22 protein-coding genes are annotated in these 23,552 nt (G+C 42.9%); 5 read left to right on the top strand and 17 right to left on the bottom strand.

The window, feature by feature from the left end; translation table 11 throughout:
* Positions 1-462: 462 nt before the first annotated feature.
* Positions 463-1,476: a LolA family protein gene (locus FZC88_RS22515; RefSeq protein ID WP_148996540.1), complete on the bottom strand. Its 1,014-nt coding sequence runs from the start codon at positions 1,474-1,476 to the stop codon at positions 463-465.
* A 225-nt stretch (positions 1,477-1,701) separates the two neighbouring features.
* On the bottom strand, positions 1,702-2,052 hold the full coding sequence (acpS, locus tag FZC88_RS22510; protein WP_148996539.1) for a holo-ACP synthase: 351 nt from the start codon (positions 2,050-2,052) through the stop codon (positions 1,702-1,704).
* 693 nt (positions 2,053-2,745) lie between these two features.
* On the opposite strand from acpS, the gene FZC88_RS22505 reads away from it, so the two are divergent.
* Complete coding sequence (locus FZC88_RS22505; protein ID WP_148996538.1) at positions 2,746-3,330, top strand: rhomboid family intramembrane serine protease; 585 nt, start codon at positions 2,746-2,748, stop codon at positions 3,328-3,330.
* A 46-nt stretch (positions 3,331-3,376) separates the two neighbouring features.
* On the opposite strand, the gene FZC88_RS22500 is transcribed toward FZC88_RS22505, so the two are convergent.
* The 8 genes from FZC88_RS22500 to FZC88_RS22465 form a co-directional block, all read right to left on the bottom strand.
* Positions 3,377-4,834 (bottom strand): PH domain-containing protein, encoded by a 1,458-nt coding sequence (locus FZC88_RS22500; RefSeq protein WP_148996546.1) that lies wholly within the window; start codon positions 4,832-4,834, stop codon positions 3,377-3,379.
* The gene (locus FZC88_RS22495; RefSeq protein WP_148996537.1) at positions 4,827-5,306 is read right to left on the bottom strand and encodes a PH domain-containing protein; all 480 of its coding nucleotides are present in this window, start codon (positions 5,304-5,306) and stop codon (positions 4,827-4,829) included. The genes FZC88_RS22500 and FZC88_RS22495 overlap by 8 nt, the downstream gene beginning before the upstream one ends.
* A gap of 100 nt (positions 5,307-5,406) precedes the next feature.
* A complete protein-coding gene (gene uvsE / locus FZC88_RS22490; RefSeq protein ID WP_148996536.1) occupies positions 5,407-6,369 on the bottom strand; it encodes a UV DNA damage repair endonuclease UvsE in 963 nt (320 codons plus the stop codon).
* A 47-nt stretch (positions 6,370-6,416) separates the two neighbouring features.
* Positions 6,417-7,388 (bottom strand): nuclease-related domain-containing protein, encoded by a 972-nt coding sequence (locus tag FZC88_RS22485; protein WP_187443736.1) that lies wholly within the window; start codon positions 7,386-7,388, stop codon positions 6,417-6,419.
* Positions 7,389-7,686: 298 nt separating this feature from the next.
* Complete coding sequence (gene cshA / locus FZC88_RS22480) at positions 7,687-9,213, bottom strand: degradosome RNA helicase CshA (protein ID WP_148971285.1); 1,527 nt, start codon at positions 9,211-9,213, stop codon at positions 7,687-7,689.
* Between the two features lie 261 nt (positions 9,214-9,474).
* Positions 9,475-10,164 carry an alpha/beta hydrolase gene (locus FZC88_RS22475; protein WP_148996534.1) on the bottom strand — a complete coding sequence of 230 codons (690 nt, stop codon included), beginning with the start codon at positions 10,162-10,164 and terminating at the stop codon, positions 9,475-9,477.
* A 109-nt stretch (positions 10,165-10,273) separates the two neighbouring features.
* Positions 10,274-11,650 carry a UDP-N-acetylmuramoyl-tripeptide--D-alanyl-D-alanine ligase gene (locus tag FZC88_RS22470; RefSeq protein WP_148996533.1) on the bottom strand — a complete coding sequence of 459 codons (1,377 nt, stop codon included), beginning with the start codon at positions 11,648-11,650 and terminating at the stop codon, positions 10,274-10,276.
* Between the two features lie 89 nt (positions 11,651-11,739).
* Complete coding sequence (locus FZC88_RS22465; protein ID WP_148996532.1) at positions 11,740-12,810, bottom strand: D-alanine--D-alanine ligase; 1,071 nt, start codon at positions 12,808-12,810, stop codon at positions 11,740-11,742.
* A gap of 299 nt (positions 12,811-13,109) precedes the next feature.
* Here FZC88_RS22465 and FZC88_RS22460 point away from each other — a divergent pair, with 299 nt between their 5' ends.
* From FZC88_RS22460 to FZC88_RS22450, 3 genes are all read left to right on the top strand, one after another.
* Positions 13,110-14,297, top strand: a complete 1,188-nt coding sequence (locus FZC88_RS22460) for a dicarboxylate/amino acid:cation symporter (protein ID WP_148971281.1) — start codon at positions 13,110-13,112, stop codon at positions 14,295-14,297.
* Positions 14,298-14,522: 225 nt separating this feature from the next.
* Positions 14,523-15,074: a GNAT family N-acetyltransferase gene (locus tag FZC88_RS22455; RefSeq protein WP_148996531.1), complete on the top strand. Its 552-nt coding sequence runs from the start codon at positions 14,523-14,525 to the stop codon at positions 15,072-15,074.
* A gap of 12 nt (positions 15,075-15,086) precedes the next feature.
* Entirely contained in the window at positions 15,087-16,175 is a 1,089-nt protein-coding gene (locus FZC88_RS22450; protein WP_148996530.1) for an NAD(P)/FAD-dependent oxidoreductase, read from the top strand.
* A gap of 101 nt (positions 16,176-16,276) precedes the next feature.
* Here the strand turns inward: FZC88_RS22450 and FZC88_RS22445 are convergent, their stop codons facing one another.
* From FZC88_RS22445 to FZC88_RS22415, 7 genes are all read right to left on the bottom strand, one after another.
* Positions 16,277-17,701 carry a dihydrolipoyl dehydrogenase family protein gene (locus FZC88_RS22445; protein WP_148996529.1) on the bottom strand — a complete coding sequence of 475 codons (1,425 nt, stop codon included), beginning with the start codon at positions 17,699-17,701 and terminating at the stop codon, positions 16,277-16,279.
* A 12-nt stretch (positions 17,702-17,713) separates the two neighbouring features.
* Positions 17,714-18,295: a CDP-alcohol phosphatidyltransferase family protein gene (locus FZC88_RS22440; protein WP_148996528.1), complete on the bottom strand. Its 582-nt coding sequence runs from the start codon at positions 18,293-18,295 to the stop codon at positions 17,714-17,716.
* 14 nt (positions 18,296-18,309) lie between these two features.
* Positions 18,310-18,969 carry a TVP38/TMEM64 family protein gene (locus tag FZC88_RS22435; RefSeq protein ID WP_148996527.1) on the bottom strand — a complete coding sequence of 220 codons (660 nt, stop codon included), beginning with the start codon at positions 18,967-18,969 and terminating at the stop codon, positions 18,310-18,312.
* Between the two features lie 12 nt (positions 18,970-18,981).
* Positions 18,982-19,950, bottom strand: a complete 969-nt coding sequence (locus FZC88_RS22430; RefSeq protein WP_187443735.1) for an ABC transporter ATP-binding protein — start codon at positions 19,948-19,950, stop codon at positions 18,982-18,984.
* The gene (locus tag FZC88_RS22425) at positions 19,947-20,582 is read right to left on the bottom strand and encodes an ABC transporter permease (protein ID WP_187443734.1); all 636 of its coding nucleotides are present in this window, start codon (positions 20,580-20,582) and stop codon (positions 19,947-19,949) included. The genes FZC88_RS22430 and FZC88_RS22425 overlap by 4 nt, the downstream gene beginning before the upstream one ends.
* A gap of 178 nt (positions 20,583-20,760) precedes the next feature.
* On the bottom strand, positions 20,761-21,618 hold the full coding sequence (locus tag FZC88_RS22420; protein WP_148996524.1) for an ABC transporter permease: 858 nt from the start codon (positions 21,616-21,618) through the stop codon (positions 20,761-20,763).
* Positions 21,596-22,828, bottom strand: coding sequence for an ABC transporter substrate-binding protein (locus tag FZC88_RS22415; protein WP_148996523.1), 1,233 nt, complete (start codon positions 22,826-22,828; stop codon positions 21,596-21,598). Before FZC88_RS22415 ends, FZC88_RS22420 begins: the two co-directional genes overlap by 23 nt.
* A 214-nt stretch (positions 22,829-23,042) precedes the next feature.
* On the opposite strand from FZC88_RS22415, the gene FZC88_RS22410 reads away from it, so the two are divergent.
* Positions 23,043-23,534 (top strand): BsuPI-related putative proteinase inhibitor, encoded by a 492-nt coding sequence (locus FZC88_RS22410; protein WP_148996522.1) that lies wholly within the window; start codon positions 23,043-23,045, stop codon positions 23,532-23,534.
* Positions 23,535-23,552 lie beyond the last annotated feature (18 nt).

Genomic DNA, 23,552 nt, shown 5'->3' with positions numbered 1-23,552 from the left:
ATCTTTACACAAAACATTGTCATTCTATTCAAGAATACCATTGATTATTCATATTATCATTCATTGTGTCAAATGGATTTTTTGGAGAGGGGGTGGGAAAGGGGATTTCGGGATGGGGCACCGCGAGAAGTAATATCGGTATTTCTAATGGTACGGAGATATTGGTGGATGTTTGATGGGATCTTGTAAACTTGGTTGATTTGATTTGGATAATCTTATTCATTTTCTGCCGATCTCAGACGGCTTTATATCGAGTAATAGAGTTTTAATTTCCCTTGGTGCTTTGGATAAGATTATTCATGGATTATTTACCTGTTTATTATCGACTTCACCACTTTTATTATCGACTTTAGAATTTGTATTTCCGGCACCCACCATCCTTTCAAAAAATCAGACTTCCTACATCACATCCGCACACCAAGGAAAGAGGCGAACCTGATAGGCCCGCCCCGTTCAGTTATTTTATTTCACCATTGAACCTTGTACGGATTGAGCTACCATCACCATCTCAGAAGGAGTCAGGTCATTGGAGGCAAGCATATAGTCCACTCCGTTATTGGTCCATCTGATTGACTGCTCCGTCATGGCCGCTACTGTGAATCCAAGGTCCACTAATTCACCTTTAAGAGAAGTAGAAACCGTCATCGTTGGAACGACAGTTGTTTTTTCTTGTACGATTGTGAAGGACTTTTCACCATCATACGTTAAGATTACACGTTTACCCGTATCGGTGGCGACTTCTTTTTCTTCAATTAATTCGGTGCCGGTGATTTCTGACATTGGGTAAAGAACAGTGAATTCTGTGTCCTCTACATTTGCCGTAACCGGTACTTCAAGCTGGGCACCTGTCATGTTTTTCTTCATGTCGAAGTCTTTTTTATCAAATGCAGCTTTCATATCCATCTTGGAGAACTCTACTTTTACAAGTGGATTTTTATCTGAATCCAATACATTTACGGATGCCGGAGTCAGGTCTTTCTTGTTAAAGGCAATCTCTTGAGTTGGTAGCATCTGACTGTTTTGATAACGTGTCTTCGTGTTAAAGATGTAGTGATTCTTTGTTTCTTTGAAAGTAGCCTCTTTATCCTCTAGCACATCTTGAACAAGCGATTCATACAAGTACGCCTGACTGCTATTTTCAGGCCAGTTGCTTTGGAATCGGAAGCTTTTGTTCAGTGCCGGCGTAAGGACGAATACTCCCTCATCATTACGTAAGATCATTTGACTCTGATCTTTTGCAGCGTTCTTTAATGCCACTCGATAATAATTAGGGTCATTATGCCACACTTCCACATCATAGGTTTGAGGCTCGTCGCCCACCTGCAGGGTCATTTTTGCATCTGCTTTGTACCCCTTCATATCCTCTACTTTAGCCTTAAGATCCTTGGTTACATCTTCTTTCGATTGCTCTCCACAAGCAGCCAGCACAAGCACCGCTAACATGGCCATCACTAGTATCACTAGCTTTTTCTTCATTTTTTCAACCCCTTTTGTCCCAGGATAAACGTAATTGAGAGAGGGGAAAGCCAGCCGTCTAAGAATGGACGATTCTTATAGAATGCCCCGTTCATTAGTCCAATTGCAATTCGCCAAAGAACCGCGATTGTTAAACACCTGGCCTTGTCTCTCTTATTGCACTACTGAATATATGAGACAACCTGAAGGATTATGCTAGTGAAGATGACAGGCTTGAAATAATTTTCACTCTTCGATGATCACCTGTGCAGCCGCAAATTCCCGGCTGTGTGTGATGGATAAATGGGCATTCGCCCCCTCCGGCTTTGAAAAATAAGGCTTTCCATTCGGATCCTTACTGATTTCAATATCCTGAAAGGAGAGCGCTGTTCCGATGCCCGTTCCATTCGCCTTGGCAAAAGCTTCTTTGGCTGCAAATCGTCCTGCTGCGAACTCAACCTTGCGCTGCTCGTTTAATGTACAGAAAGCATCCTCCTCCTTAGGTGTTAAAATTCTCTTGACGAACTTCGGCTGCCGTTCAATCATCCTCTGAATGCGCCCTGTTTCAACGATGTCCAACCCTATACCTTTTATCATATGTGATTCCCCTTCTACTCTTGTCCTGTCATGCATATTTGTATAATGAACTATACTCGTGATTTTCGACGTTTTCTTATAATATAGTATTGACTGCGTTTTTTTAAATAGCTCTTTTTGTAATGATTGTTGCTTTAAACAATTTGTCTGCCATGGCTCTGTCAACGGGTGTCTGCTGGATGGTGAGGGAACTGCTCCGCTTTCCGCGGACGTACGGCCGAGCCTCCTCAGCTTCGCTTCCGGGGTCTCGGCACGCCCGTTTTTCCGCATGAGTCTACGCAGTTCCCCTCACCATCTAAACAAAATTTGCGTGACAGATCACAGGTGGGACAAAAAGCAATCGACAGTACAGGATATCTACTATAGCTAATATCAATCGCTCAACACTTCGAAAAAAGCAGCCTGTTAATGATAAAACGTGCATTTTTATATTTGTCTATTTTCAGAAACTCACGCTTCGAAAGTTGATTGGAGCGGAAGGTGCTCGACTCCTGCGGGAATAGCGGGAAAGTTGAGACCCCGCAGGGCAAAGCCCGAGGAGGCTCAACTCACGCCCCGCGGAAAGCGAGCACCTGGAGCGGAAATCAACCACTACTCGCTTTTTCAAAAGCAACAAAGTTTACAAAAAGAGCCTTTTAAATAAATGATTTAGTAATGATATAAAAAGAAACAACCTACTTAGGAGGATACAATATGTTTGTCCGGACTGAAAGCTTTTCACAATTTTTACGGTTCTATCCTATTATTTCTGTGATAGTATTTATTCATATCGCTTTATACGTTGTCAGTGCACTTCCTATTTTCCCACAACTGTGGGTGTACGAGCAGCTGGCCGGTGTGAATTTATTTATCAAAGAGGGAGAATGGTGGCGACTCGTCACCCCTATCTTTGTACATTTGGGATTCGCTCATCTGCTATTTAATTCGTTTTCCCTTGTCCTGTTTGGCCCACCCCTGGAAAAGCTTCTGGGAAAAGCAAAGTTTATCGGTCTTTATTTAGCAAGCGGCGTGTTTGCCAATATCATCACCTATGTTATCAAGCCCCTTACGTATAGTCATGTGGGGGCATCGGGAGCGATTTTTGGTTTATTCGGTTTTTACATCGCCATGATTCTCTTAAAAAATCATTTCATCACGAGAGAAAGCCGGCAAATCATCATACCGATCGTCGTCATTGGTGTTATCATGACCTTTATGCAATCCGGAATCAACATAACTGCCCATATCTTCGGATTGATCGGCGGCTTTGTGATCGGGTGGATTTCAGGTAAAAAATAAGAAACAAAAGTGACCCGCTAACGAATCGCGGGTCACTTTTTATCGTTTACACACTATGAGAATACCAAGAAGCGATGATTTGAAGGTCCTTCTTTTCAAGATCCCGGATAGGACTGACATAACCAGTCTCTCCAGATTTTATCGTTGTTCTGAGACTGCCTAAGTCTTTCCTCGTTTGAAACCAGCTTTCATGGGCGTCCAAAGATTGAATGCGACTTTTCTTTATATGCATCGTATTTTTCAATACGCCCCTATATTGTAAAGATAATTGTCCATCAACAATCTTCCAGCCCCCTGCACGATATTGGTAGTATCCGAGAATCCCGAAAGGAATCATCAACAAGCCGACCCAAAGGCCGTATGGCCAGTACATAAAACAAACCGCAGCGGTCGGGACCACTACCCAAATTGCTTGCCTGAACACATATCTTCTTAAGGAACGTCCCGGAAGCCTCTTAAAATCATCGTGAATGACATAATCCGGAAATAAGTCGTTTAATAAACCCGTAATTCGCTTCTTTTTCACGATCGGGAATAATTTTATACTCGTGCTGTCTTTCTCCAAAACAGATCCGCCTGCATTTTCAATGTGAACGGTGCAGTACCCCAAGAGCTGCCTGATTGGATTTTCCACTACCCGGATGCCTTGAACACGATTTAAGGGAACAGTCACCTGCTTCTTCTCCAGAAGCCCTCTTGTTATGACAATGTGATCATCCACAATTTTAATTCTGAAATCACCATAAATAATAAATGTCCAGGCAATCGATAATAACCAGGCAATGAGCAATCCCAAGAATGCCATCACCGAAACCACAAACACGCCGCTTTTCACAAAAACAGCCAGCTCATCATACACAGCTTCGTACGGAATGAACTCATTAAATTGGGATAAGAAAACAAACACCCCGGAAATAATGACCCCGATACCGCCTGAAGTCGTAGCAAGAACCCAGATGTCTTTCGAGCTGAGGTTGAAAAAGGGAGCTTCATCTTTCAAAGTCTCTGTAGTTTCGCCAGGAAGAACTTCGGATACGTTATGACCCTTTTTCTCCCGATATATCATTTCCTCCAACTCTATCGCTTCTTCTTTTAAAATAGCTGTCAATTCCGCTTCTGATTCCCGCGGATTCGAAGACCCTGCCGTTTCGACCTTGACCTTAACCAATCCAAATGGCCGATGCAGTATGCCCTCAGAAAAATTCAAACTCTGTATCCGGTCAATGAGAATATATCTTTTCTTTTTAACGAATAATCCGTACTCGATCCGCAGCTCCCCTTCTTCCAATCGATATGTAAACCGAAGCCACTTTACAATGCCAGTGACCAGAACGAACACAAGAACTGCCGCCATAGAAATAACAGGCATATAATCCCAAAACCCTGTCTTCTCTCCCCGGTTATTCAATACAAATAAAAAGACAAAGGGAACGATCAAGTCTTTTAACTGTTTTACAAAGTTCGCTACAGCTGAAATAGGATGCAGTCTCTTGTGCTCAGACATCATCTTCCGCCACCCTCGCTAGTTGTGAAATGGAGTTTCTCAATTCATCTGCCTCCTCCACATCCAATGCCGGTATCTCATGAACCGTGGCCGCAGTCGAAATCGTAATGGTTGCCAACTCATACTTTTTTAAAATCGGACCCTGAACCGTATCAACATGTTGAACCCTCACCATCGGTACCAACGTGCGCTTCACGATAAAAATCCCTCTTTGAAGCTCAATTTCCTGCTCTCTCACTTCGTAACGCCATCTCTTCCATTTGATCGTTGGAATAAAGAAAACAAACAAATATGTAAACAGAATCAACACGGCAACTGCTGCTGCAATGATCCATTGTGGCCACTCAAACATCACAGTCAAAGTAATTGCTCCTGCAGCTACAGTTGCGACGATCAACGTTTCAATCACACCATATATCTTCCACACCTTTAAAGCCTTTGGTGAAATTCGTTTTTGCGGCTCTCCGATCATACCCATCCCCTCACTTCTCTCTTTTACTAAATCTTACAGTATATTTACGTTTTGGAACAGAGATGGTTTCAGATTATGGTGAAAGCTTTGGGAGATTGGCCTATTTTAGATGAAACGAACTTTTATCCACCCACTCAATCCCATCAATCCCTTGCAGGTCATCCACTAATCGGAACAATGCGTCATCCTTCTTTTTCGCTTCTATCATACAATCAATTTCATTCACCGAGCCCTTTATCCCTTGAAGAAAATCAAGAAACATCTTAGGATCGATGAAATCGGCATGGGCTTTGTAATCCTCCTGAGAACGAGGGCTTGAAATATGCATCTTTACAGGTAATGATGACTGGCTCCACGTTCCAACGATTCTCTCCCAATCCAGCAACCAATCCCTTTCGTTATAAGCAAGATGATGATGGTAATCGAATACAAGGGGGATCCCGAGCTTTTCACATAGATAAAGGGCATCCGCTGCACTGAACACAGTATCATCGTTTTCAAGAATGATCATTTGTTGAAGAGAAACGGGGGTCAGACCCCAATTGTGTATGAATTGCTCAAGTGCCTTTTCTTTATCTTCATAAGCTCCACCAACATGGAGAACACAGCGGTGAGTTGGATCGATTCCCATCCCTTCTAATAATACCTCATGCATCTTAAGTGTTTTAAGGGTGTTCTTCAACACATCCACGTCACTTGAATTCAACAGTACAAAATGATCAGGGTGAAAACCCACACGCATAGGATGAAGCGTTAAATACTCTTTTATCGCCTGGAGTTCAGGTTTTAAAGGGGATATGAAATCCCACCCTTTCAATTCAGGATGATTCGCAAGAGGGATCAACTTTGAACTGAACCGGAAAAAATGAACCTCATTAAGAACATTATGCTTTAAAAGCCGCAGGCAGTTTTCAAGATTCGATTGGGCGATCCGTTCGAGTTTATGAATAGCAGCCTCACGATCCTTAATCCCGGAAAACTGCTTATAGGTCATGGTTTGCGAAGGTGATGCATTCTGGAGGTTCATACTCATGGCAACATAGCCTAACTTTACGAGTGTCATGTGGGGTGGACTCCTTTTTGGGGTTAGTATGTGCGGAAATAGGGGATTTATCTCATGGGTTTTGAATAGGTGACAGACTTTGTTCCTCCTTTTGTTTTTAATTGAAGGGATTTCAACATTTTATAAGCGGTGTTTCGTGAGTCCAGATGCAAAAACCTCCTAAGTTCGCGATTGGTTATGTGATCACTTAGTAGTAAGAAATAATCCCTAACCGCTTGTAGATGAGCATATTTAGATGAACTGTCACATTTAATGCATGACCATGTTCCACTTACTCTAATCATTGGTATGTGATGGCAGTTTTCACAACGGACTCCAGTCACAATATCGCTTTGGGTAAGAGAATGTGCCTCCATAAAGTCTAACTCAGATTCTTCATGTTTTTTTAAAATGGTTTTCTTCATTTTAGTCAATTCTTTATCAGTCATGGCTTCTTTTACGTATGTCTCATTTAAATCCTTGATCTTATCTATTATATTTTGAGAGTGAATAATATTTCTATAAGGTGAGTCAGCTGGTGGGGATTCGGTGAAATTCAAGATGGTTGATGGATTGCTGAATACAACGAGGTGTTTGATTGGAGGGTGCTTCAGCTTTTGGACACTGAACCATTTTTGCAGTAATAATTTTTGTCTTTGAACCTGAGAGATCGGGTCAGAGAATCCTTCTGTAATTCCTTTATAAGTCCGGGTAAGCTGTCTTATGAATGGATCAATGGTAACTATTCCTGAAATATTCTTTACTTCGATTAGTAAAATATAGGATGGGGTGAGGATGAGGAAATCGATTTGGAAATAGTTTGAGAATAGAGGAAGCCTTACATCATGAAAGATTTTATATTTCTTGTCATTTAAGAAACTGAGGTGGTAGTAGACGGCTGATTCACCGTTTAAACCTGCTTTTCTTTTCTTTAAATCCTGAGCTACAATGGGAATCTTTTGATGATTGAGAGGCAGGCGCCATAATAATGCTTGGCTTTTATCAATATTGATTGGGATTTTGAGTTCTTTACAGATCAATTGATCACTCTCCTTTAAGGTTTTGCCTACTTTAGTTCGCCACAGGCTTAATAAACCCTTCTTTTTAATTTACAAATCCACAGAATATCACTAATTGCGTCGATTTGGGGGTTTATTGCGTCGATATCTGAATAATTGCGTCGTTTTTTTATTTATTGCGTCGCTTCTCAGGATAATTGCGTATTTTTGTAAAAATTGGAAGCGGTTATTGATCCTCCCCCCATTCCTATACGCAATCAAACCAACATAACAAAAAAACACGACAACCCAAAGGTCATCGTGTCCTCAAATCTATTGATCAAGAATTGTTATAAGATTTACGTTTGGTTGAAGATTGTGGTCTGCCGCCGCCAGTACGGTTGCGATCTCCGCCACGGCTTCCGCCTCCGCGATTTCCACCGCCGCTGCGTGAAGATCCACCACGGCTTCCGCCTTTACCACTGCGTGCTCCACCTTTGTATCCACCGCCGCGATTTCCGCCGCCACGATTTCCACCACCTCTTGATGGTAATGGACGCTCTTCAGTGATTTCAACTGGAGTTGTATCCGGCTCTTTCGTCAAGACACGGATTGCTGCTGCAACTGCTTGAACAGAATCGTGGCCACCAAGGAATTCTTCTGCTAATGGATAGTAATCTTTAAGATCACTTTCTTTCGCCGCTTCAGCTAATTTTTCAAGAGCTAAGCGTTGTTGACCTTCAAGGGCTTCGTTTAAGCTAGGTGGCTTAAGAGCCGTCATTTTCTTCTTCGTTGTTTGTTCAACGATCTTCAGGTAACCCATTTCTCTTGGCGTTACAAAAGTGATGGACATACCCTTCTTACCTGCACGACCTGTACGTCCGATACGGTGAACGTAGCTTTCAGGATCTTGAGGAATATCAAAGTTGTAAACATGCGTTACGCCGGAAATATCTAATCCACGGGCAGCAACGTCTGTTGCGATCAGGATATCGATGCGTCCTTCTTTGAACTTCTTAAGGACCGTCATACGACGAGCTTGAGAAAGATCTCCGTGAATTCCTTCAGCCAGGTAGCCGCGAATGCTAAGAGCACGCGCTAATTCGTCTACTCTACGCTTTGTACGACCGAAAACAATCGCAAGTTCCGGTGATTGAACGTCGATTAAACGGGAAAGAGTATCGAATTTTTCTTTTTCGCTTACTTTAGTGAAGTATTGTTCGATGTTCGAAACCGTTACTTCTTTTGATTTTACTTTGATTACTTCCGGCTCTGTCATAAAGCGATTTGCAATGCGACGGATCGGATCCGGCATTGTCGCAGAGAATAGAAGTGTTTGTCTTGTGCTTGGAACAGTCTCAAGAATGCTTTCGATGTCTTCGATGAAGCCCATATTCAGCATTTCGTCTGCTTCGTCAAGTACTAATGTTTCAACGTTTTCAAGGTTGAGTGTTTTACGTTTGATATGGTCAAGAAGACGACCAGGTGTACCAACGATGATATGAGGGTTCTTTTTCATCGCGCGGATTTGACGCTGGATGTCCTGTCCTCCGTAGACAGATAACACGCGCGCACGCTTGTCAGCTCCGATACGATATAACTCTTCAGAAACTTGGATGGCAAGTTCACGAGTTGGTGCAATGATAAGAGCTTGAACGTTTGGATTTTTCACATCGATCTTCTCGATCATCGGGATTCCAAATGCTGTTGTTTTACCTGTTCCAGTTTGTGCCTGACCGATAATATCCTTACCTTCTAAACCGACTGGAATCGTACTCGCCTGAATTGGTGTCGCTTCTTCAAAGCCCATACGTTTAATTGATTTCAACGTAGATGCGCTTAAGTTTAAATCTGCAAACTTAGTCAATGTTACATTCTCCTTTAATTTACATCTTTTATAACTAATCAATATCTGATTATATTTTTAGGTCGGAACGAAATCTTACCCACCGAAAGACTTCGGTATCTAATCTAAAACCGTCTATATGAGATGTTTAGTTTTATGTTTGGTACAAAAAAATACACTCTTCAAAATAGAAGAGCTAGCACGTCCAACAAATTAAGAACTATGTTGTAGCTATGTTACCACTTCTAGAAATGAATTTCAATCTAATGTCAAATAGTCAATCTATTCATTTAGAAGGAATTGGTAGATCTCTTCAAAAAGTTCGTGCTTATCTTCACTATGACAGATCAAATGTTTTGCTTTAGGGGAATAAAAAAGGTTTTTTTCTTGGGAAGAAATAGTCTCGTATATATATTTTGCAGCTTTAGGGGGGACTATTCCATCAATCTCTCCTTGGGCAATAAAGGTTGGAACATTAACCTTCTTCAGGAGTGGACGAGCAATACGAACGACTTTTCTAAATTCGTACGTGGACAGAACTGGGGTTTTTGTCACCTTCCATTTGTACCTGTTGTACAGCTCGTTTTTAATCAGATTTCCTTGAATTCCTTCTTTAATCATATTTCCAATATCTTTCAGTAGTTGCTTCACATTTACATAATAAGCTGCCGCGCTTAAAAGCACGAGCTTATTGACTTCATATTTCACTGAAAGATAAGAAGCGATCAACCCGCCCATGGAGAAGCCGATTACGTAAACCTCATCGCATTTCTCTATAAGAGCCTGAAGTTCTTCCTCAGCATGCTCGATCCATTCAATATGTTTGACCCCTTTCAGTTCAAGGGTTTCACCATGACCAGGAAGAGTGGGCACAACGATTTCCCAGTCGGTTTTCTCTTGAAGGAAATCTGCCAAAGGCTCTACTTCAAAAGGGCTCCCGGTGAATCCATGGATTAGTAAACAACCTATCATGTTATCCCCTCTTACTTTTCAAAAGGTAGGGAGAGAGCCAATCTCCCATCATCTACAAGCTCATTTTGTTCATTTCCATTAAGGTTTAAACTTGGACGTCAGTAGAAATTTATGCCTTTAATCCATCGATGACTTCTTCAAGCTTCATTCCCCTGGATGCCTTGAATAAAACCAGCTCTTCCCCTGTAATGAAGGAGGACAGCTCTTTTGTCAGGCTTTCTTTATCTGTAAAAGAATGAACACGATCAGGAGGGAAATTCTCAAGTGCACCCTTACCTATAAAGTCACCTAAAGGACCAAAGGTAAACACATGCTGAATTTTTTCCGGATTGATCAATTGTCCAATTTCCTTATGAAATTCTTCTTCCTGGTCGCCAAGCTCCAGCATATCACCAAGCACCAGGATTTTTGTATGAAACCCCTCAAGTTCTGACACAAGCTGAATCGCGGCTTTCATGGAAGTAGGGCTGGCATTATAGGCGTCGTTAATGATACTTTCGCCTTTCTTTCCTTCCACCATTTCCATTCTCATCTGGGTCAACTTTAATGACTGTAAACCTTCTTTCATGTCATCGACACTAAGACCAAATTTACGGGCGATGAGAATCCCGGCTAGAGCGTTGTGGATATTATGCTGGCCTAATACAGGAAGAAAGAATTTTTCTCCTTTAGTGAGAGAAGTCTCAAAATGACTCCCTTTATTATCCATATTGATTTTTGTTGGATAAATAGTGTTGGATTCGCTTCTTCCGAAAGTCTCCACATGCTTCAGGTTGAGTTCCTGAACACCATCCTGTAACAGCGGTTCATCTCCGTAGTATGCAAATAACCCATCAGACTTCAAGCCCTTCACAATCTCCAATTTGGCTTTGGCGATTCCTTCCCGTGATCCCAGATCCTGAAGATGTGATTCTCCAATGTTGGTAATGATGGCAGCGTCGGGCTGAGAAATCTCTGATAGAAGTTCAATCTCTCCGAACCCACTCATTCCCATTTCAAGTACAGCCACTTCAGAATCCCGGGGCAAAGAAAGGATCGTTAGAGGAAGACCGATGTGGTTGTTATAGTTCCCTTGTGTTTTATGAACTCGATACTTCACTGACAAAAGGTTTGCCACAATATCTTTCGTTGTTGTTTTTCCATTACTGCCTGTAATTCCGACTACCTTTAAATCCAGCTCATGGCGATATTGATTGGCCAATGACTGAAGGGCAAGAAGGGGATCTTCCACTACTATTACGGGAATATCTTCAGGTGGATTTGGAACATTGACATCCCACAGAGCGGCAGACGCACCATTTTCGATGGCATTTCGGACGAATTGATGACCGTCCACGTTTTCCCCTTTAAAAGGAACAAACAGATTAGCATCCTCAATCTTTCTCGTATCGATGGAAACGCCTTTCACCACCACCGACTCAAACTTGGAAAGATCGTTTTTCACATCAAGCATGTTGCATATATCTTTTATCTTTTTCTCAAACATTCGCTTTCTCCTTTTACTCTTTTTAATAAAAACAGAGCAGGGACTGCCTTTAGACGGTGAATCTTCCGGTCAGTCCCAAGTATTGCGTGTTACATCGTATGTTTAATCGTTTGTTTGTCTTGATAACGTTCTAAGCCAAGTTCCACTAATTTCCCAATCAGGGTAGGATAGTCTACACCAGTGTGCTTCCATAGAAGCGGGAACATACTGAATGGCGTGAAGCCGGGCATCGTGTTGACTTCATTCATATAAATCTGGCCATCTTCTGTTAAGAAGAAGTCCGCACGCACAAGTCCTGAACAATCAAGGGCTTTATACGATTGAATCGCGATATTCTTCATTTCATTGTAAATGCTTCCTTCTACTTCTGCAGGAATGATGAGGGCCGTATCTCCGTCTTCATATTTCGCTTTGTAATCATAGAAGTCTTTTTTAGGTACGATTTCACCCGCAACTGAGCACTCCGGCTGGTCATTCCCTAATACACCAAGCTCAATTTCTCGCGCTTTCACGCCTTCTTCAATGATGATTTTACGGTCGAACTGGAACGCTTCCTTGAAGGCAGCCTGCAATTCTTCGCGGGACGTACATTTGCTGATCCCTACTGATGAACCTAAGTTAGCAGGCTTTACAAAACAAGGATAGCCAATCTCATCTTCCACTTGTTTGTAAGTAGACTCAGGGTTCCCTTTCCATGTGCTGCGGATGAACCATGTGTAATTGACTTGCGGAATGCCTGCCTGAGCAAACAAATTCTTCATGATGACTTTATCCATACCAGCAGATGAGGCAAGAACGCCATTTCCTACATAAGGAAGGTTTAACAGTTCAAGCATTCCTTGAACGGTTCCGTCTTCCCCATTCGGTCCGTGAAGTAACGGGAAGATCATGTCGTAGCCAACAGACCCAGAAGGAGAAATGGATGTACTTAACGCATTAGGGGCAATTTCTTCCCCATCCTTAAACTGTAATGCTTTCACATCCTCAACGGGAGCATTCAGTTGTGGGCCTTTGATCCACCCGCCTTCCGTCGAGATGAAAATAGGGTGAATTTCATATTTATTTAAGTCCAGGGCTCCGATCACGGCCTTGGCTGTTTGCAAGGAAACATTATGTTCAGCAGATTTACCGCCGTACAGTAAGCATAACTTCGTTTTCATGTATGAGTTACCTCCAATATTCACAATAGATGTTTCTATTTTATCACTTTCATCGGAAAGGGAAAGAATGATTCCTATGGAAAATAAAAATTACCACATTTGTCTTGATTCGAAAGACATTTAAGATAAAGCCCATTATATATGTATGCAAAGGAAAACTAGTCCTGCGACAGGGAGTCAACAATATTATTCTGAATACACTTAAGATTTCGCCTATTTGAAAAGCTATTAAAATATCCTCAAATAAGGTGTACAATCTTTCTATTAAAAACATTTGTATTTTCGAGGAGGACACCAAGATGAGAAAGCTAGGTTTACTGCCTAAGATCCTCTTAGGTATTGCTTTAGGTATTGTCATTGGAGCGTTTGCACCAGAGTGGTTCGTAAAAATCTTCGCTACATTCAATGGATTATTCGGTAATTTCCTAGGATTCGCCATTCCATTAATCATTATTGGATTTATTGCTCCAGGAATCGGATCCATGGGTAAAGGAGCTGGTAAGCTTCTCGGTTTAACCACAGCTCTCGCATATGGTTCCACGGTGTTAGCCGGCTTACTCGCCTTTACGGTTGCGAAGTCTATTTACCCAACTTTGTTGGCAAATCAAACGTCTCAATCATTTGAAAATCCCGAAGAAGCGCTTCTCAAAGGATTCTTCACAGTCGAGATGCCTCCTATTATGGGCGTTATGACAGCCCTGCTCATCGCCTTCACCATTGGTCTGGGAATGGCTGCCATTAAGGGAGACGCTCTTCAAAAGGGCATGAATGAATTCAGAAACATCATTGAACTTGTGATTGAAAAAATCATCATTCCGCTCTTACCGGTTCATATTCTTGGAATTTTCGCGAACATGACTCAAGGTGGACAAGTCAGTGCCATCATGTCTGTATTCGCTAAAGTATTTGTTATGATTATTCTTTTACATGTAGTCTTTTTAATTTTACAATATACAACTGCCGGAACTTTAAGAAAACAAAATCCGCTTTCAATGATGAAAAGTATGCTGCCCGCTTACTTTACGGCACTGGGAACTCAATCTTCGGCGTCTACGATCCCCGTAACCCTTGAGCGCTCAAAGAAAATCGGTTCTAGGGAACGTATTGCTGACTTCTCTGTACCTCTCCTGGCAACGATCCATTTATCAGGCAGCACGATTACCCTTGTCAGCTGTGCCATGGCCGTCATGTTCATTCAAGGAGAAGCGTTACAGTTCACTCAGCTGTTCCCATTCATTCTGATGCTTGGAATCACGATGATTGCAGCACCTGGTGTTCCGGGTGGAGCTGTCATGGCTGCCCTTGGATTACTTGAAACAATGTTGGGCTTCGGACCAACAATGACATCACTTATGATTGCCCTGTACCTTGCACAAGACAGCTTCGGTACAGCGTGTAACGTAACAGGTGATGGTGCGATTACGTCGATTGTGGACAAGCTTACACAGAAAAAAAAAGTACCCCTTTCTAAAATAAAAGCAAGCTGATATATACGGAGGTCCGTCCCTATTCGAGGGACGGACCTCTGTTTTCTTATTGAAGGGCTTATTATACTTCTTGTCCCTTTCCCTGAGGGATGAACAGTTTATCGGGATATGCTTGAAGTGCCTCTTCCGCTTCCTTTCTTTTTATTCGATTAAACGAGCTTTCTTCATGAGAGTCCTATTTTCTGTATAATGGAAATATTAACATATTAAAGGAGTGCTCAAGAATTGAAAATAACCGGTCAGCGTGTAACACTTAGAAAAATAGAAGAAAGAGATCTCCCTACTCTATGGGACTATATTTACAGTGATCCTTCTCCAGAATGGAAAAAATGGGACGCCCCTTATTTTGAACATAAACACTTAACACGTGAAGAGTACATAGAATCATCCATAAAAAATAAAAGTCGAAGCGATGAATTCCAGCGGATCATTGAAGTTGACGGAACCATCATTGGAACCATCGGATATTACTGGGAATACGAACCTACCAGATGGCTAGAAGCGGGCATCGTCATTTATGACCCATCCTATTGGAACGGCGGCTACGGAACAGATGCGTTATCCCTCTGGGTGGATCACCTTTTTCAATCGAAGAGAGTTGGCCGTGTTGGGATCACCACATGGTCAGGAAATGAACGGATGATGAAGGCAGCAGAAAAAATCGGGATGAAGCTCGAGGGAAGAATGCGCAAATGCCGTTATTACAATGGTGTCTACTACGACTCCATCCGTATGGGCATGATTCGAGAGGAATGGGAAGAACAACGTCCTCTATAAAGGAGATTCATAATGAAAACAATCATCTTAGTCGGTGGCGGACACAGTCACCTGCATTGTTTAAAAAAACGGACAGAAAATCAGGATGATAATGTGAAGTGGGCCCTCATCTCCCCATCACGTTATCAATATTATTCAGGAATGTTCTCAGGTTACACGGAAGGAATCTACTCATTGGAGGAAACGCGAATCGATTTAGAGAGGTTGTGTGCAGAGGCTGGGTTTGAATTCGTCGAGAGGACCGTTCTATCGATCGACCCTGATCAGCAGCATCTCCTGACTGACAAAGGGGACATCTTCACCTACGACTTTGTTTCCTTTGACATTGGATCCCGTAATGACTCATTGGAAATCCAGGGCTTACATGAACACAATCTACCAATCAAACCAAACTATCGTTTCCCTGAGCAAATAGAAAAGTTGCATAACAGCAGGAAAACCGTCTTTATCGGGGGCGGGGCGGCAAGTATTGAAATGGCATTGTCATTGAAGGCATGGAAGATAGACAACGGCTTTAAGGATCATTTGGTAACGGTTGTTCATTCCTCCCCCATTTTAGAAAAAGCCGGTCCCTATTCTTCAAGGAAAATAACCGGGGTTACTCTTTCAAAAGGGGTTGAGCTATATCAGGGCCGTGTCAAAAAAGTAGATGAAACTCACGTGTTTACAGATGGCGGAACAAGTATCGACTACGATGAAGTCATCTTCTTTGGAGGGCCAAAAGCGCCGCCACTGTTTGGGAGCAGCATTTTACCCACAGATGAAAAAGGCTTTCTAATGGTGAACAGCTTTCTTCAATCCGTCGAATACCCGAACATATTTGGAACGGGCGACTGCGCCACATTAAAAGACTTTCCGGATACTCCGAAAAATGGGGTGACAGCGGTACGCCAAGGACCTGTCCTGTGGAAGAACCTGAACGGAGCTGCGGTGAATGACAAAATCATTCCCTTTGAGCCTCAAAAACGCTATCTTGCGATTATGTCGATAGGGAATAAGCAAGGCTATTTAACGTACGGATCGTTTTCATTGGTCAGCGGCTGGGCATGGCGGTTTAAGAATTGGATTGATGTACGGTTTGTGAGGCGGTATGGTGGGTGAGATGATAGGTTTTGTTGTTCGATATTCGTTGAGCCAAGGTCCGTACACATCTCCATAAAAAAAACGCAACCGCCTCCCAGCAGTTGCGCCTCCAATATCCCTTATCTAAAAATTTCTACAAACTTCTTACTAATCACAGGCAGCACACCATCGAACAGCTTCTCTCTCCAATACAAATCCGCTACCTGCTGCACGGCTGCAGCGTGATTCGGGTATGGATAAACCATATTGGACAGTGCGCCGATTTTGCTTCCTTTTTCCATGGCGAACACAACGGGCTGCATCCAGTCTCCTGCGCCGGAACCGACTGCGTGGGCACCGAGGATTTTCCCGCTTCCGTCTGTGATGATTTTGACTAGGCCATCTTTGTTGCGGTCTGCTACGAACCGATCGACTTCGTCTAATGTTTTTTTATAAACTTTGTACTCTAATCCTTGTTCCACAGCCTCTTCCTCGGTTAGCCCGATATGAAAGATCTCAGGTGTGGTATAGGTTGTCCACGGCAGTTTGTTGTAGGAAACTTTGCGTTTCAAACCGAATACGGCATTTTGGACGACAAGCTTCCCTTCCATTCCCGCCCCATGGGTGAATGGATATTGACCGTTGACATCACCGATGGCGAAGATATGGGAATGGTTCGTTCTCAGTTCGTCATTCACTTTGATGAAGCCACGATCGTCTACCTCGACTCCCGCAGCGGTCAAATTCAAAGATTCTGTCCCAGGTTTCCGGCCCGTTGCCAGGAATAATAAGTCTCCATCCACAGATTGCTCTACGCCGTCTTTCACATATTGAACCACTTTCTGTCCATCCCGCTCCGAAACACTTTTAATGTCCGCTCCATAAACAAACTGAATATCCTTTTCCAATATACCCGTTGCTGCTTCACGGATTTCCTCATCTTCCTTCACCAGTATCTCATCGTGCTTCTCAAGGACAACGGCTTTTGATCCCAAATGAGAGAATGCTTGTGCCAGCTCTAAACCAATCGGACCTCCTCCGATAAAAACGACTCGGCGGGGCAGCTCATCTACTTCAAATACCGTTTCGTTCGTATGATACTCAACGTCTTCCAAGCCTTGGATTCCAGGAATGAGCGGACTTGACCCCGTTGCAACGACTATTCTCTTCCCGGATATCCGGTCCTCTTTTTCCACTAAAATCGTGTGAGGATCAAGAAACTCTGCTCCACCGAAGTAAATATCGACCCCTAATTGCAGGAATCGATCGGGATCGTCATGTTGTTGAATATGGGCAATGGCTTCTTTGACCCTCTCCCTTACCTTTTTCATATCGACTGAACCCTTTGTATCGAAACCATAATCATTGCTCGCCCGGATCACAGCCACTTCTCTCGCAGATTGGATGAATGCCTTGGATGGAACGCACCCAAAGTGCAGGCAGTCTCCGCCGAGAAGACCGCTCTTTTCGATGAGGGCAACCTTTGCTCCAAGAGACGCGGCTCCCGATGCGACGGTGAGTCCACCTGCCCCTCCCCCTATTACTATCAAATCGTATTGATCCATCTTGATCTCTCCTTATGAAAGTAATCGTTTCGCTTCTAAAAATCGTTGTAAGCCCGTGTACAATTCCACTGCAAAAAACAATAAGGTGGTCCACAGGACGATGGACGGAAATAGCATCATGACACTGAACAGAATGAATCCTTCCGTCCTTTCAGCAAGTCCTGCCTGATAATAAAAGGATTTCATTCCCTGTTTCTCTGATACGGCTCCGACTGTCAGGAAAATGGTCATGGAAATAATGATGGATACACTCAGTAAAAGAAGCGCCCACATAATCTCAGGGTGTATGAAAGCAACACCCAGAATGACACTGATCTCGACGATTCGATCAAAAGTGACATCCATGACGGTTCCAAAGGGGGAGGGCTTCGTTGATCGGGCCATGGTACCATCGACTGCGTCCAAAAAGCCGGATGACCATAATAAGAGGACGGCTAAGATCGGGAATCCAAAATAATAAACCAGACCCGTAGCTGAGCCTACTATAAATGCAATCAACGTTACTTGATTGGCTGATAATCCCCTTTTTAAAAGCAAACGTGCTGTTCCCTCTATGCTTGGCTGCACCCACTTACGGGCATGCGTATCTAACATGTGTTCCCCATCCTTTACTTGTCATCTTTACTCGATAATCCCAGCCAGCCTTTCATTTTTTCCTTAAAGATTAAAGGCACGATGATCATCATCAAGAAAAAGCCGATAGCGATATATAAATTCGTTCGATCTTCTCCTACCAAGCTTGACCCCAGAAATACATACCCAAACGTACCCGGTAAAATCCCGATGGCTGTAGCGAAAATGAATGGGACGTATCTCACTTTCCCCATGCCGGCAAGGTAACTGATGAGATCGAAGTTTAAAAACGGAACGAGCCGTAATAGTAATACATAAACAAAACCGTTCTCCTCCATCTTCTCGCGGATCTTAATCATACGTGGAGATGGTCTTTTCAATAGTTTCGCACCAAGGAAGCTCGCAGTATAATAGGCTACCGTTGCACCACCTAAAGCTCCGATCAAAATGTAGATGAAGCCTTCAAATGCACCGAAAGCAAGACCTGCAGCCAATGAAAGGATGGAAGCTGGAAAAAGAATCAGCGGGCGAATCGTATAGACGACAATAAAAACAATAGGAGCCCAAATACCGAAGGACACTATCCAATCTCTGATGTCATGTGGCTTTACGTTAAAGAAATTCCGGCTCAGCCACATGAGGAGCAGTAATATGGTAATGAACAACAGGATCTTACCGATTTCCTTCTTCTTCATTCTTCTTCCCTCCTATTCCTCTTTCTGAAACGTTTGGATGCTCTCTTCCTCTGCATAAAGCCAGATGTCTTCAGTAGAAGTCTCTGGTTCAATGGGTAGGTTTAGCTTTTGCTCCAGTTCATCCACCCATACTTCATAGAGGTTGGTCCCTGCTACAAATAACTTTTGTAGCACAGTTCCTTTCCATCTTGGCCAGGAAGCATCAGCAAAGGTGGGGCCTACCTTTATGTGGGATGCGTGAATGAATTGTTTCTGATTCAGGATGAGTCCGTCACTCATGAAAGATGCCACAAATGGAGTGTGTGGCCGATAATAGATATCCTCCGGTGTTCCTATTTGCAAGAATTTGCCACTCTGTAAAACAGCCACTCGATCTCCAAGTTCATACGCTTCATCGCGATCATGCGTGACGAATATGACGGTTGTTTCTTCTTCTTTAAAAATCTGCCATACCCATTGCCTCAGTTCCTTCCTTAGCTGCAAATCCAGACTGCTGAAAGGTTCGTCTAAAAGTAAGAGCTTCGGCTTCAAAATCAAAGATCGTATCAGGGATACCCGTTGCTGCTGACCACCGGAAAGCTCAGAAGGATAATGATGCATCACTTCTCCGAGGCCTACTCGTTCAATATAGTTCATGGCTTTTTTCTTGTTTTTCCCTTTGTTACGTTCTTTCATTTCCAACCCGTACATGACATTTTCCAGGACATTCATATGAGGGAATAATAATGGCTGTTGAAAGACCATCCCAATGGGGCGTTTTTGAGGCTTTAAAGAGGAGATATCTTTCCCATCAATATACGTATTCCCTTCTGTCGCAGACTCTAACCCGGAGAGAATGCGAAGGAATGTTGATTTACCAGACCCGGATGCTCCAACCAATGTGAGAATTTCGCCTTTTTTTAACGAGAACGTAACGTTGGTTAAAATCTCTTTATCTTTAAACGATTTGGTTAACTGATTAATTTCTATGAATGAACTCAAAGGTTCTTCCTCCCTCTTGGATGTTGATAAGGGAGTGAGAATTTCAAACACCCTTCTAGAATGATGTACAGTATGATGGGAATGAGGGCGAACACGATGGAGAAGGCCGCCATCACCGCTTCATCTGCCGTATCGGTAAAAGGATAATAGACCATCGAGAGCGTCACGACATTCCCTCCCCCTATAATCGCTGTAAGGACATACTGGCTCAGGCTGATCACAATCGTCAGGAATAAAACACTTCGAATGCTTGGAAGAAGCAAGGGCAGTTCAATATGGTAAAAACGTTGAAAAGCTCTGCCTCCAAGCATGGCTGATTGCTCGATTAATTTCGTACCGATCCTCTCATAGCCTGCTTTGAACATTTTGATACTATACGGAATGGTGGGTACTAAGTGAACGAGAGCCACTCCTGTCCAGTGATCAGCAAGTCCATACCGAATGAACGTTATATGAAGCCCGATTGCCACCACCAATACGGGTAGGAATAGCGGTAACATAAGAAGTGCTTCAACGATTGATTTCCCTCTGAACGACGATAATGAAAACACTCTTCCCGAAGTAACGCCAATCAAAAGATTTATCGCCAGTACAACAATGGCAATCCAGATAGAGGCACCAATCGAATTCACGAATTCCCCCTCATTTATTAACACCTGCCACGCCCTTAAATTTGGTTCAACAGGAACTGGATTCCCCCATCTCCAAACACCGAAAAAGCTTTTATAAACTAAAAATAAGAGGGGAAACACAAAAAGAAGAAATGATATGATGTAAAATAACTTTTTTCTCAAGTGAACACCTCTAATTTCAAATTCCTTTTGTGATGTGCATTCGTTTCTTGTTTGTGAAGTAAATTAGGAGCCACATCACGACTCCAATGCCAAGCCCGACTAACACGAGTGACGTGAAAGCCAAGGGTCGGTCAATCCAGCTGCCACTGTAAAACCAATCGTAAGCAAGGATGGAAAGCATTTGCGGTGACGTCACTCCCAGAAGCTGGGGGACTTCAAATGCTGAAAAAATGAATGCGAATAGGATCGCGCCGGTTTCCACCAGAACGGGAAAGATAAATGGCCATTCTGCCACCCAAAACGCTTTATAAGAGCCCGCGCCCAGTAAAGAAGCAATCTCTTTATAGCTTTTAGAGAGCGTCGTGTAAACGGGTAACAGCATCAGGGTAACAAAGGGAACCTCCTTCCAGACATACGTTAGAATGATTCCGATCCCATTCCGATCCTGGACCAGGGTCGGGAACTGACTTCGGTCGTCGATCCAACCGGCCAGTCCGAACATATTGGAGAAAAAACCACTTTGATTAAAGAGCAAATAGACGAGATAAGCCCATACAAAATGGGGAACCAGCATTGGAATCCATACAAGTAGTTTATGTTTATTTTCCTTTAGTAAAGGTGAGAATGACTTCACAATTCCGAGTCCAATGCAAAGAGATAGAATGGTCGAAATGGAAGTCACAGTCAAACTGAAGAGAAAAGATGTCATAAAACGCTTCTCTTCGAATAAATCAACGTAGTGCCCGAGTGTGATATTCCCTTCACTCCTTACGCTTTCCAGCAGTGCAAGCACGATCCCAAGTCCAGGAATGAAGATGAAAAAGAGCAGGGCGGGAATGAGGAGAAACGTATTATTGACTCTCTGCCACTTCACGGATCCAGTTCTCCTTTAACCATTCCACGTAATTGGCATCCAGTTCACCCCTATAGGTCTCTTCGAGTACAGACGCCTCCAGTACACTTCCCCCCCGATCGACGCTCATAAATTTATCCCTCCATTTTTCATCCAGCTTTTCATAAGAAATTGGTGAACTCTCACCCCAGTAGTCAGGCTTTACTTTCTCATATTGAGCTTCAGGAGAGAGGAGTTCATTAATGGTCACCAGCGCTCCCTCTTTGTTGGGGCTATTAAATGGAATTGCCAGAAAATGAGTATTCCCGATCGATCCAACATCGTTTAAAATAAATGACTTTGTGTTTTCCGGGAACACTCCATCCTTGATCAGATGCTCTGCCCTTGCTTCGTTGTATCCCATCGTCATCCAAACCTCTTCCTGGCTATATAGCTTATCAAGGTCTGTTAATGTCGCGGGGTACGTTTCTCCTTCTCGCCACAAGAATGGCTTCATTTCATTCAGCTCTTTCCATACCTCTTCCCCCATCTTCTCTGCTGTTCCTTCGTTGAATGAAGACTGAGCTAAATCCGAGTCAGATTTAGCATAAAGAAGATGTCGAAGAAATGCATTCCCGGTGAAATCAGCCGGATTGGGATAGGTGAATTTCCCCGGATGCTCTTTCATGAATGCTTTTAATTCATCGTAGCTGGAGGGGGGATTTTTCACTTTTTCACTGTTATAGAAGAAGACAAATTGAACTTTTCCCCACGGTGCTTCATATCCTTCTGTTTCCGTCCCGAAGTCATATTGAAACGCATGACTTTCTGTGTCGTAATATTTCGTGAAGTTTGGCAGCTTATCTGTAAAAGGCCCTGCCAGTAAATCATTTTCCTTTGCGTTTTTAAAGTTTTCTCCATTAATCCAGACGATATCAATCGTTCCCTTATCTTTCCCTGCCCGTTTCTCCGTTTGAAGCTTTTGCAGGATTTCCTGTGTGTCCAAAGGTACTCGATTTAACTCGATATTATTTTTTTCTTTCAGCATGGGAGCAACTACGTCATCAATATAACGGTTAATCCCATCGTCACCGCCCCACATGAAGAGATTCACTTTCGTTCCTTCTGCTTTTGAAGTGATGGTTTCCCAATCTTCTTCGGGAAGTCCCCCGCTATCGGTTGCATTTGAAGGACCACAAGCAGATACTAATAGTAAGGAAATAACACTAATAATAGCTAACCATTTTTTCATACACCTTGCTCCTCTGTTCTTTTTCTATAATTCTATTGTACTGAACCTCTTGATTTAAAAAAGTAATCTGCCTTACATATGTAAATCTATGCCCTTGTAGAGGAAGAAAGAAACAAGTTCAGCACATCCTCCTGTGTCTTCTTGCTTATATTCGGGAACACTTGTAACCTTTTGGGATAAACCCTGTCTAATACGGTAAGGAGGTGGATCTGGCATGAAGCGATTGATCATATTATTTATAATACTTATGGCAGGAATAGCAGGCTGCGGAACGACTGATGAGGAGAAAGGCAGTCAGTCCAACGGGGACAAAAACTCAGGAGCTGGTGAAGATATTTCTGTACAGAAAGGGATTGTTGCAGGCGAAATGGAACCTTCATTAACGAAACAAGAGGGAAGCGGTCAGGTTGTCTATGTCTATTCGATTAAGAACCAAACAGAGCAAGAGAAAACCTTCGTTTTTTCATCAGGACAAACCATTGACTTTGAACTTAGAAACGATAAAGGCGAAGTAGTGTATAAGGACTCAAAAAATAAGATGTATACCCAGGCGATTCAGGAAATAACCGTTAAACAGGGGGAAGAATTTTCCCAGAAAGTTGTTCTACCCAATGTCGGGAGCGGTACCTATACATTGACCGTTTGGTTAACGGCTAAAGGAGACCGGGACTATAAAGCTACAGCAAAAGTGCAGGTGGATCAGTAGATCAAAAAAGGATTAATC

It is taken from the genome of Rossellomorea aquimaris, from assembly GCF_008180865.1.
Taxonomy (GTDB): domain Bacteria; phylum Bacillota; class Bacilli; order Bacillales; family Bacillaceae_B; genus Rossellomorea; species Rossellomorea yichunensis.
The sequence above is the reverse complement of the archived record's forward strand: the minus strand, read 5'-3'. Positions and strand labels throughout refer to the sequence as shown.

What these genes read in the sequence shown, in the direction of transcription:
- FZC88_RS22515 (WP_148996540.1), bottom strand. Translation starts at nt 1,476, where the DNA reads ATGAAGAAAAAGCTAGTGATACTAGTGATGGCCATGTTAGCGGTGCTT.
- acpS (WP_148996539.1), bottom strand. Translation starts at nt 2,052, where the DNA reads ATGATAAAAGGTATAGGGTTGGACATCGTTGAAACAGGGCGCATTCAG.
- FZC88_RS22505 (WP_148996538.1), top strand. Translation starts at nt 2,746, where the DNA reads ATGTTTGTCCGGACTGAAAGCTTTTCACAATTTTTACGGTTCTATCCT.
- FZC88_RS22500 (WP_148996546.1), bottom strand. Translation starts at nt 4,834, where the DNA reads ATGTCTGAGCACAAGAGACTGCATCCTATTTCAGCTGTAGCGAACTTT.
- FZC88_RS22495 (WP_148996537.1), bottom strand. Translation starts at nt 5,306, where the DNA reads ATGATCGGAGAGCCGCAAAAACGAATTTCACCAAAGGCTTTAAAGGTG.
- uvsE (WP_148996536.1), bottom strand. Translation starts at nt 6,369, where the DNA reads ATGACACTCGTAAAGTTAGGCTATGTTGCCATGAGTATGAACCTCCAG.
- FZC88_RS22475 (WP_148996534.1), bottom strand. Translation starts at nt 10,164, where the DNA reads ATGATAGGTTGTTTACTAATCCATGGATTCACCGGGAGCCCTTTTGAA.
- FZC88_RS22470 (WP_148996533.1), bottom strand. Translation starts at nt 11,650, where the DNA reads ATGTTTGAGAAAAAGATAAAAGATATATGCAACATGCTTGATGTGAAA.
- FZC88_RS22465 (WP_148996532.1), bottom strand. Translation starts at nt 12,810, where the DNA reads ATGAAAACGAAGTTATGCTTACTGTACGGCGGTAAATCTGCTGAACAT.
- FZC88_RS22460 (WP_148971281.1), top strand. Translation starts at nt 13,110, where the DNA reads ATGAGAAAGCTAGGTTTACTGCCTAAGATCCTCTTAGGTATTGCTTTA.
- FZC88_RS22450 (WP_148996530.1), top strand. Translation starts at nt 15,087, where the DNA reads ATGAAAACAATCATCTTAGTCGGTGGCGGACACAGTCACCTGCATTGT.
- FZC88_RS22445 (WP_148996529.1), bottom strand. Translation starts at nt 17,701, where the DNA reads ATGGATCAATACGATTTGATAGTAATAGGGGGAGGGGCAGGTGGACTC.
- FZC88_RS22440 (WP_148996528.1), bottom strand. Translation starts at nt 18,295, where the DNA reads ATGTTAGATACGCATGCCCGTAAGTGGGTGCAGCCAAGCATAGAGGGA.
- FZC88_RS22435 (WP_148996527.1), bottom strand. Translation starts at nt 18,969, where the DNA reads ATGAAGAAGAAGGAAATCGGTAAGATCCTGTTGTTCATTACCATATTA.
- FZC88_RS22415 (WP_148996523.1), bottom strand. Translation starts at nt 22,828, where the DNA reads ATGAAAAAATGGTTAGCTATTATTAGTGTTATTTCCTTACTATTAGTA.
- FZC88_RS22410 (WP_148996522.1), top strand. Translation starts at nt 23,043, where the DNA reads ATGAAGCGATTGATCATATTATTTATAATACTTATGGCAGGAATAGCA.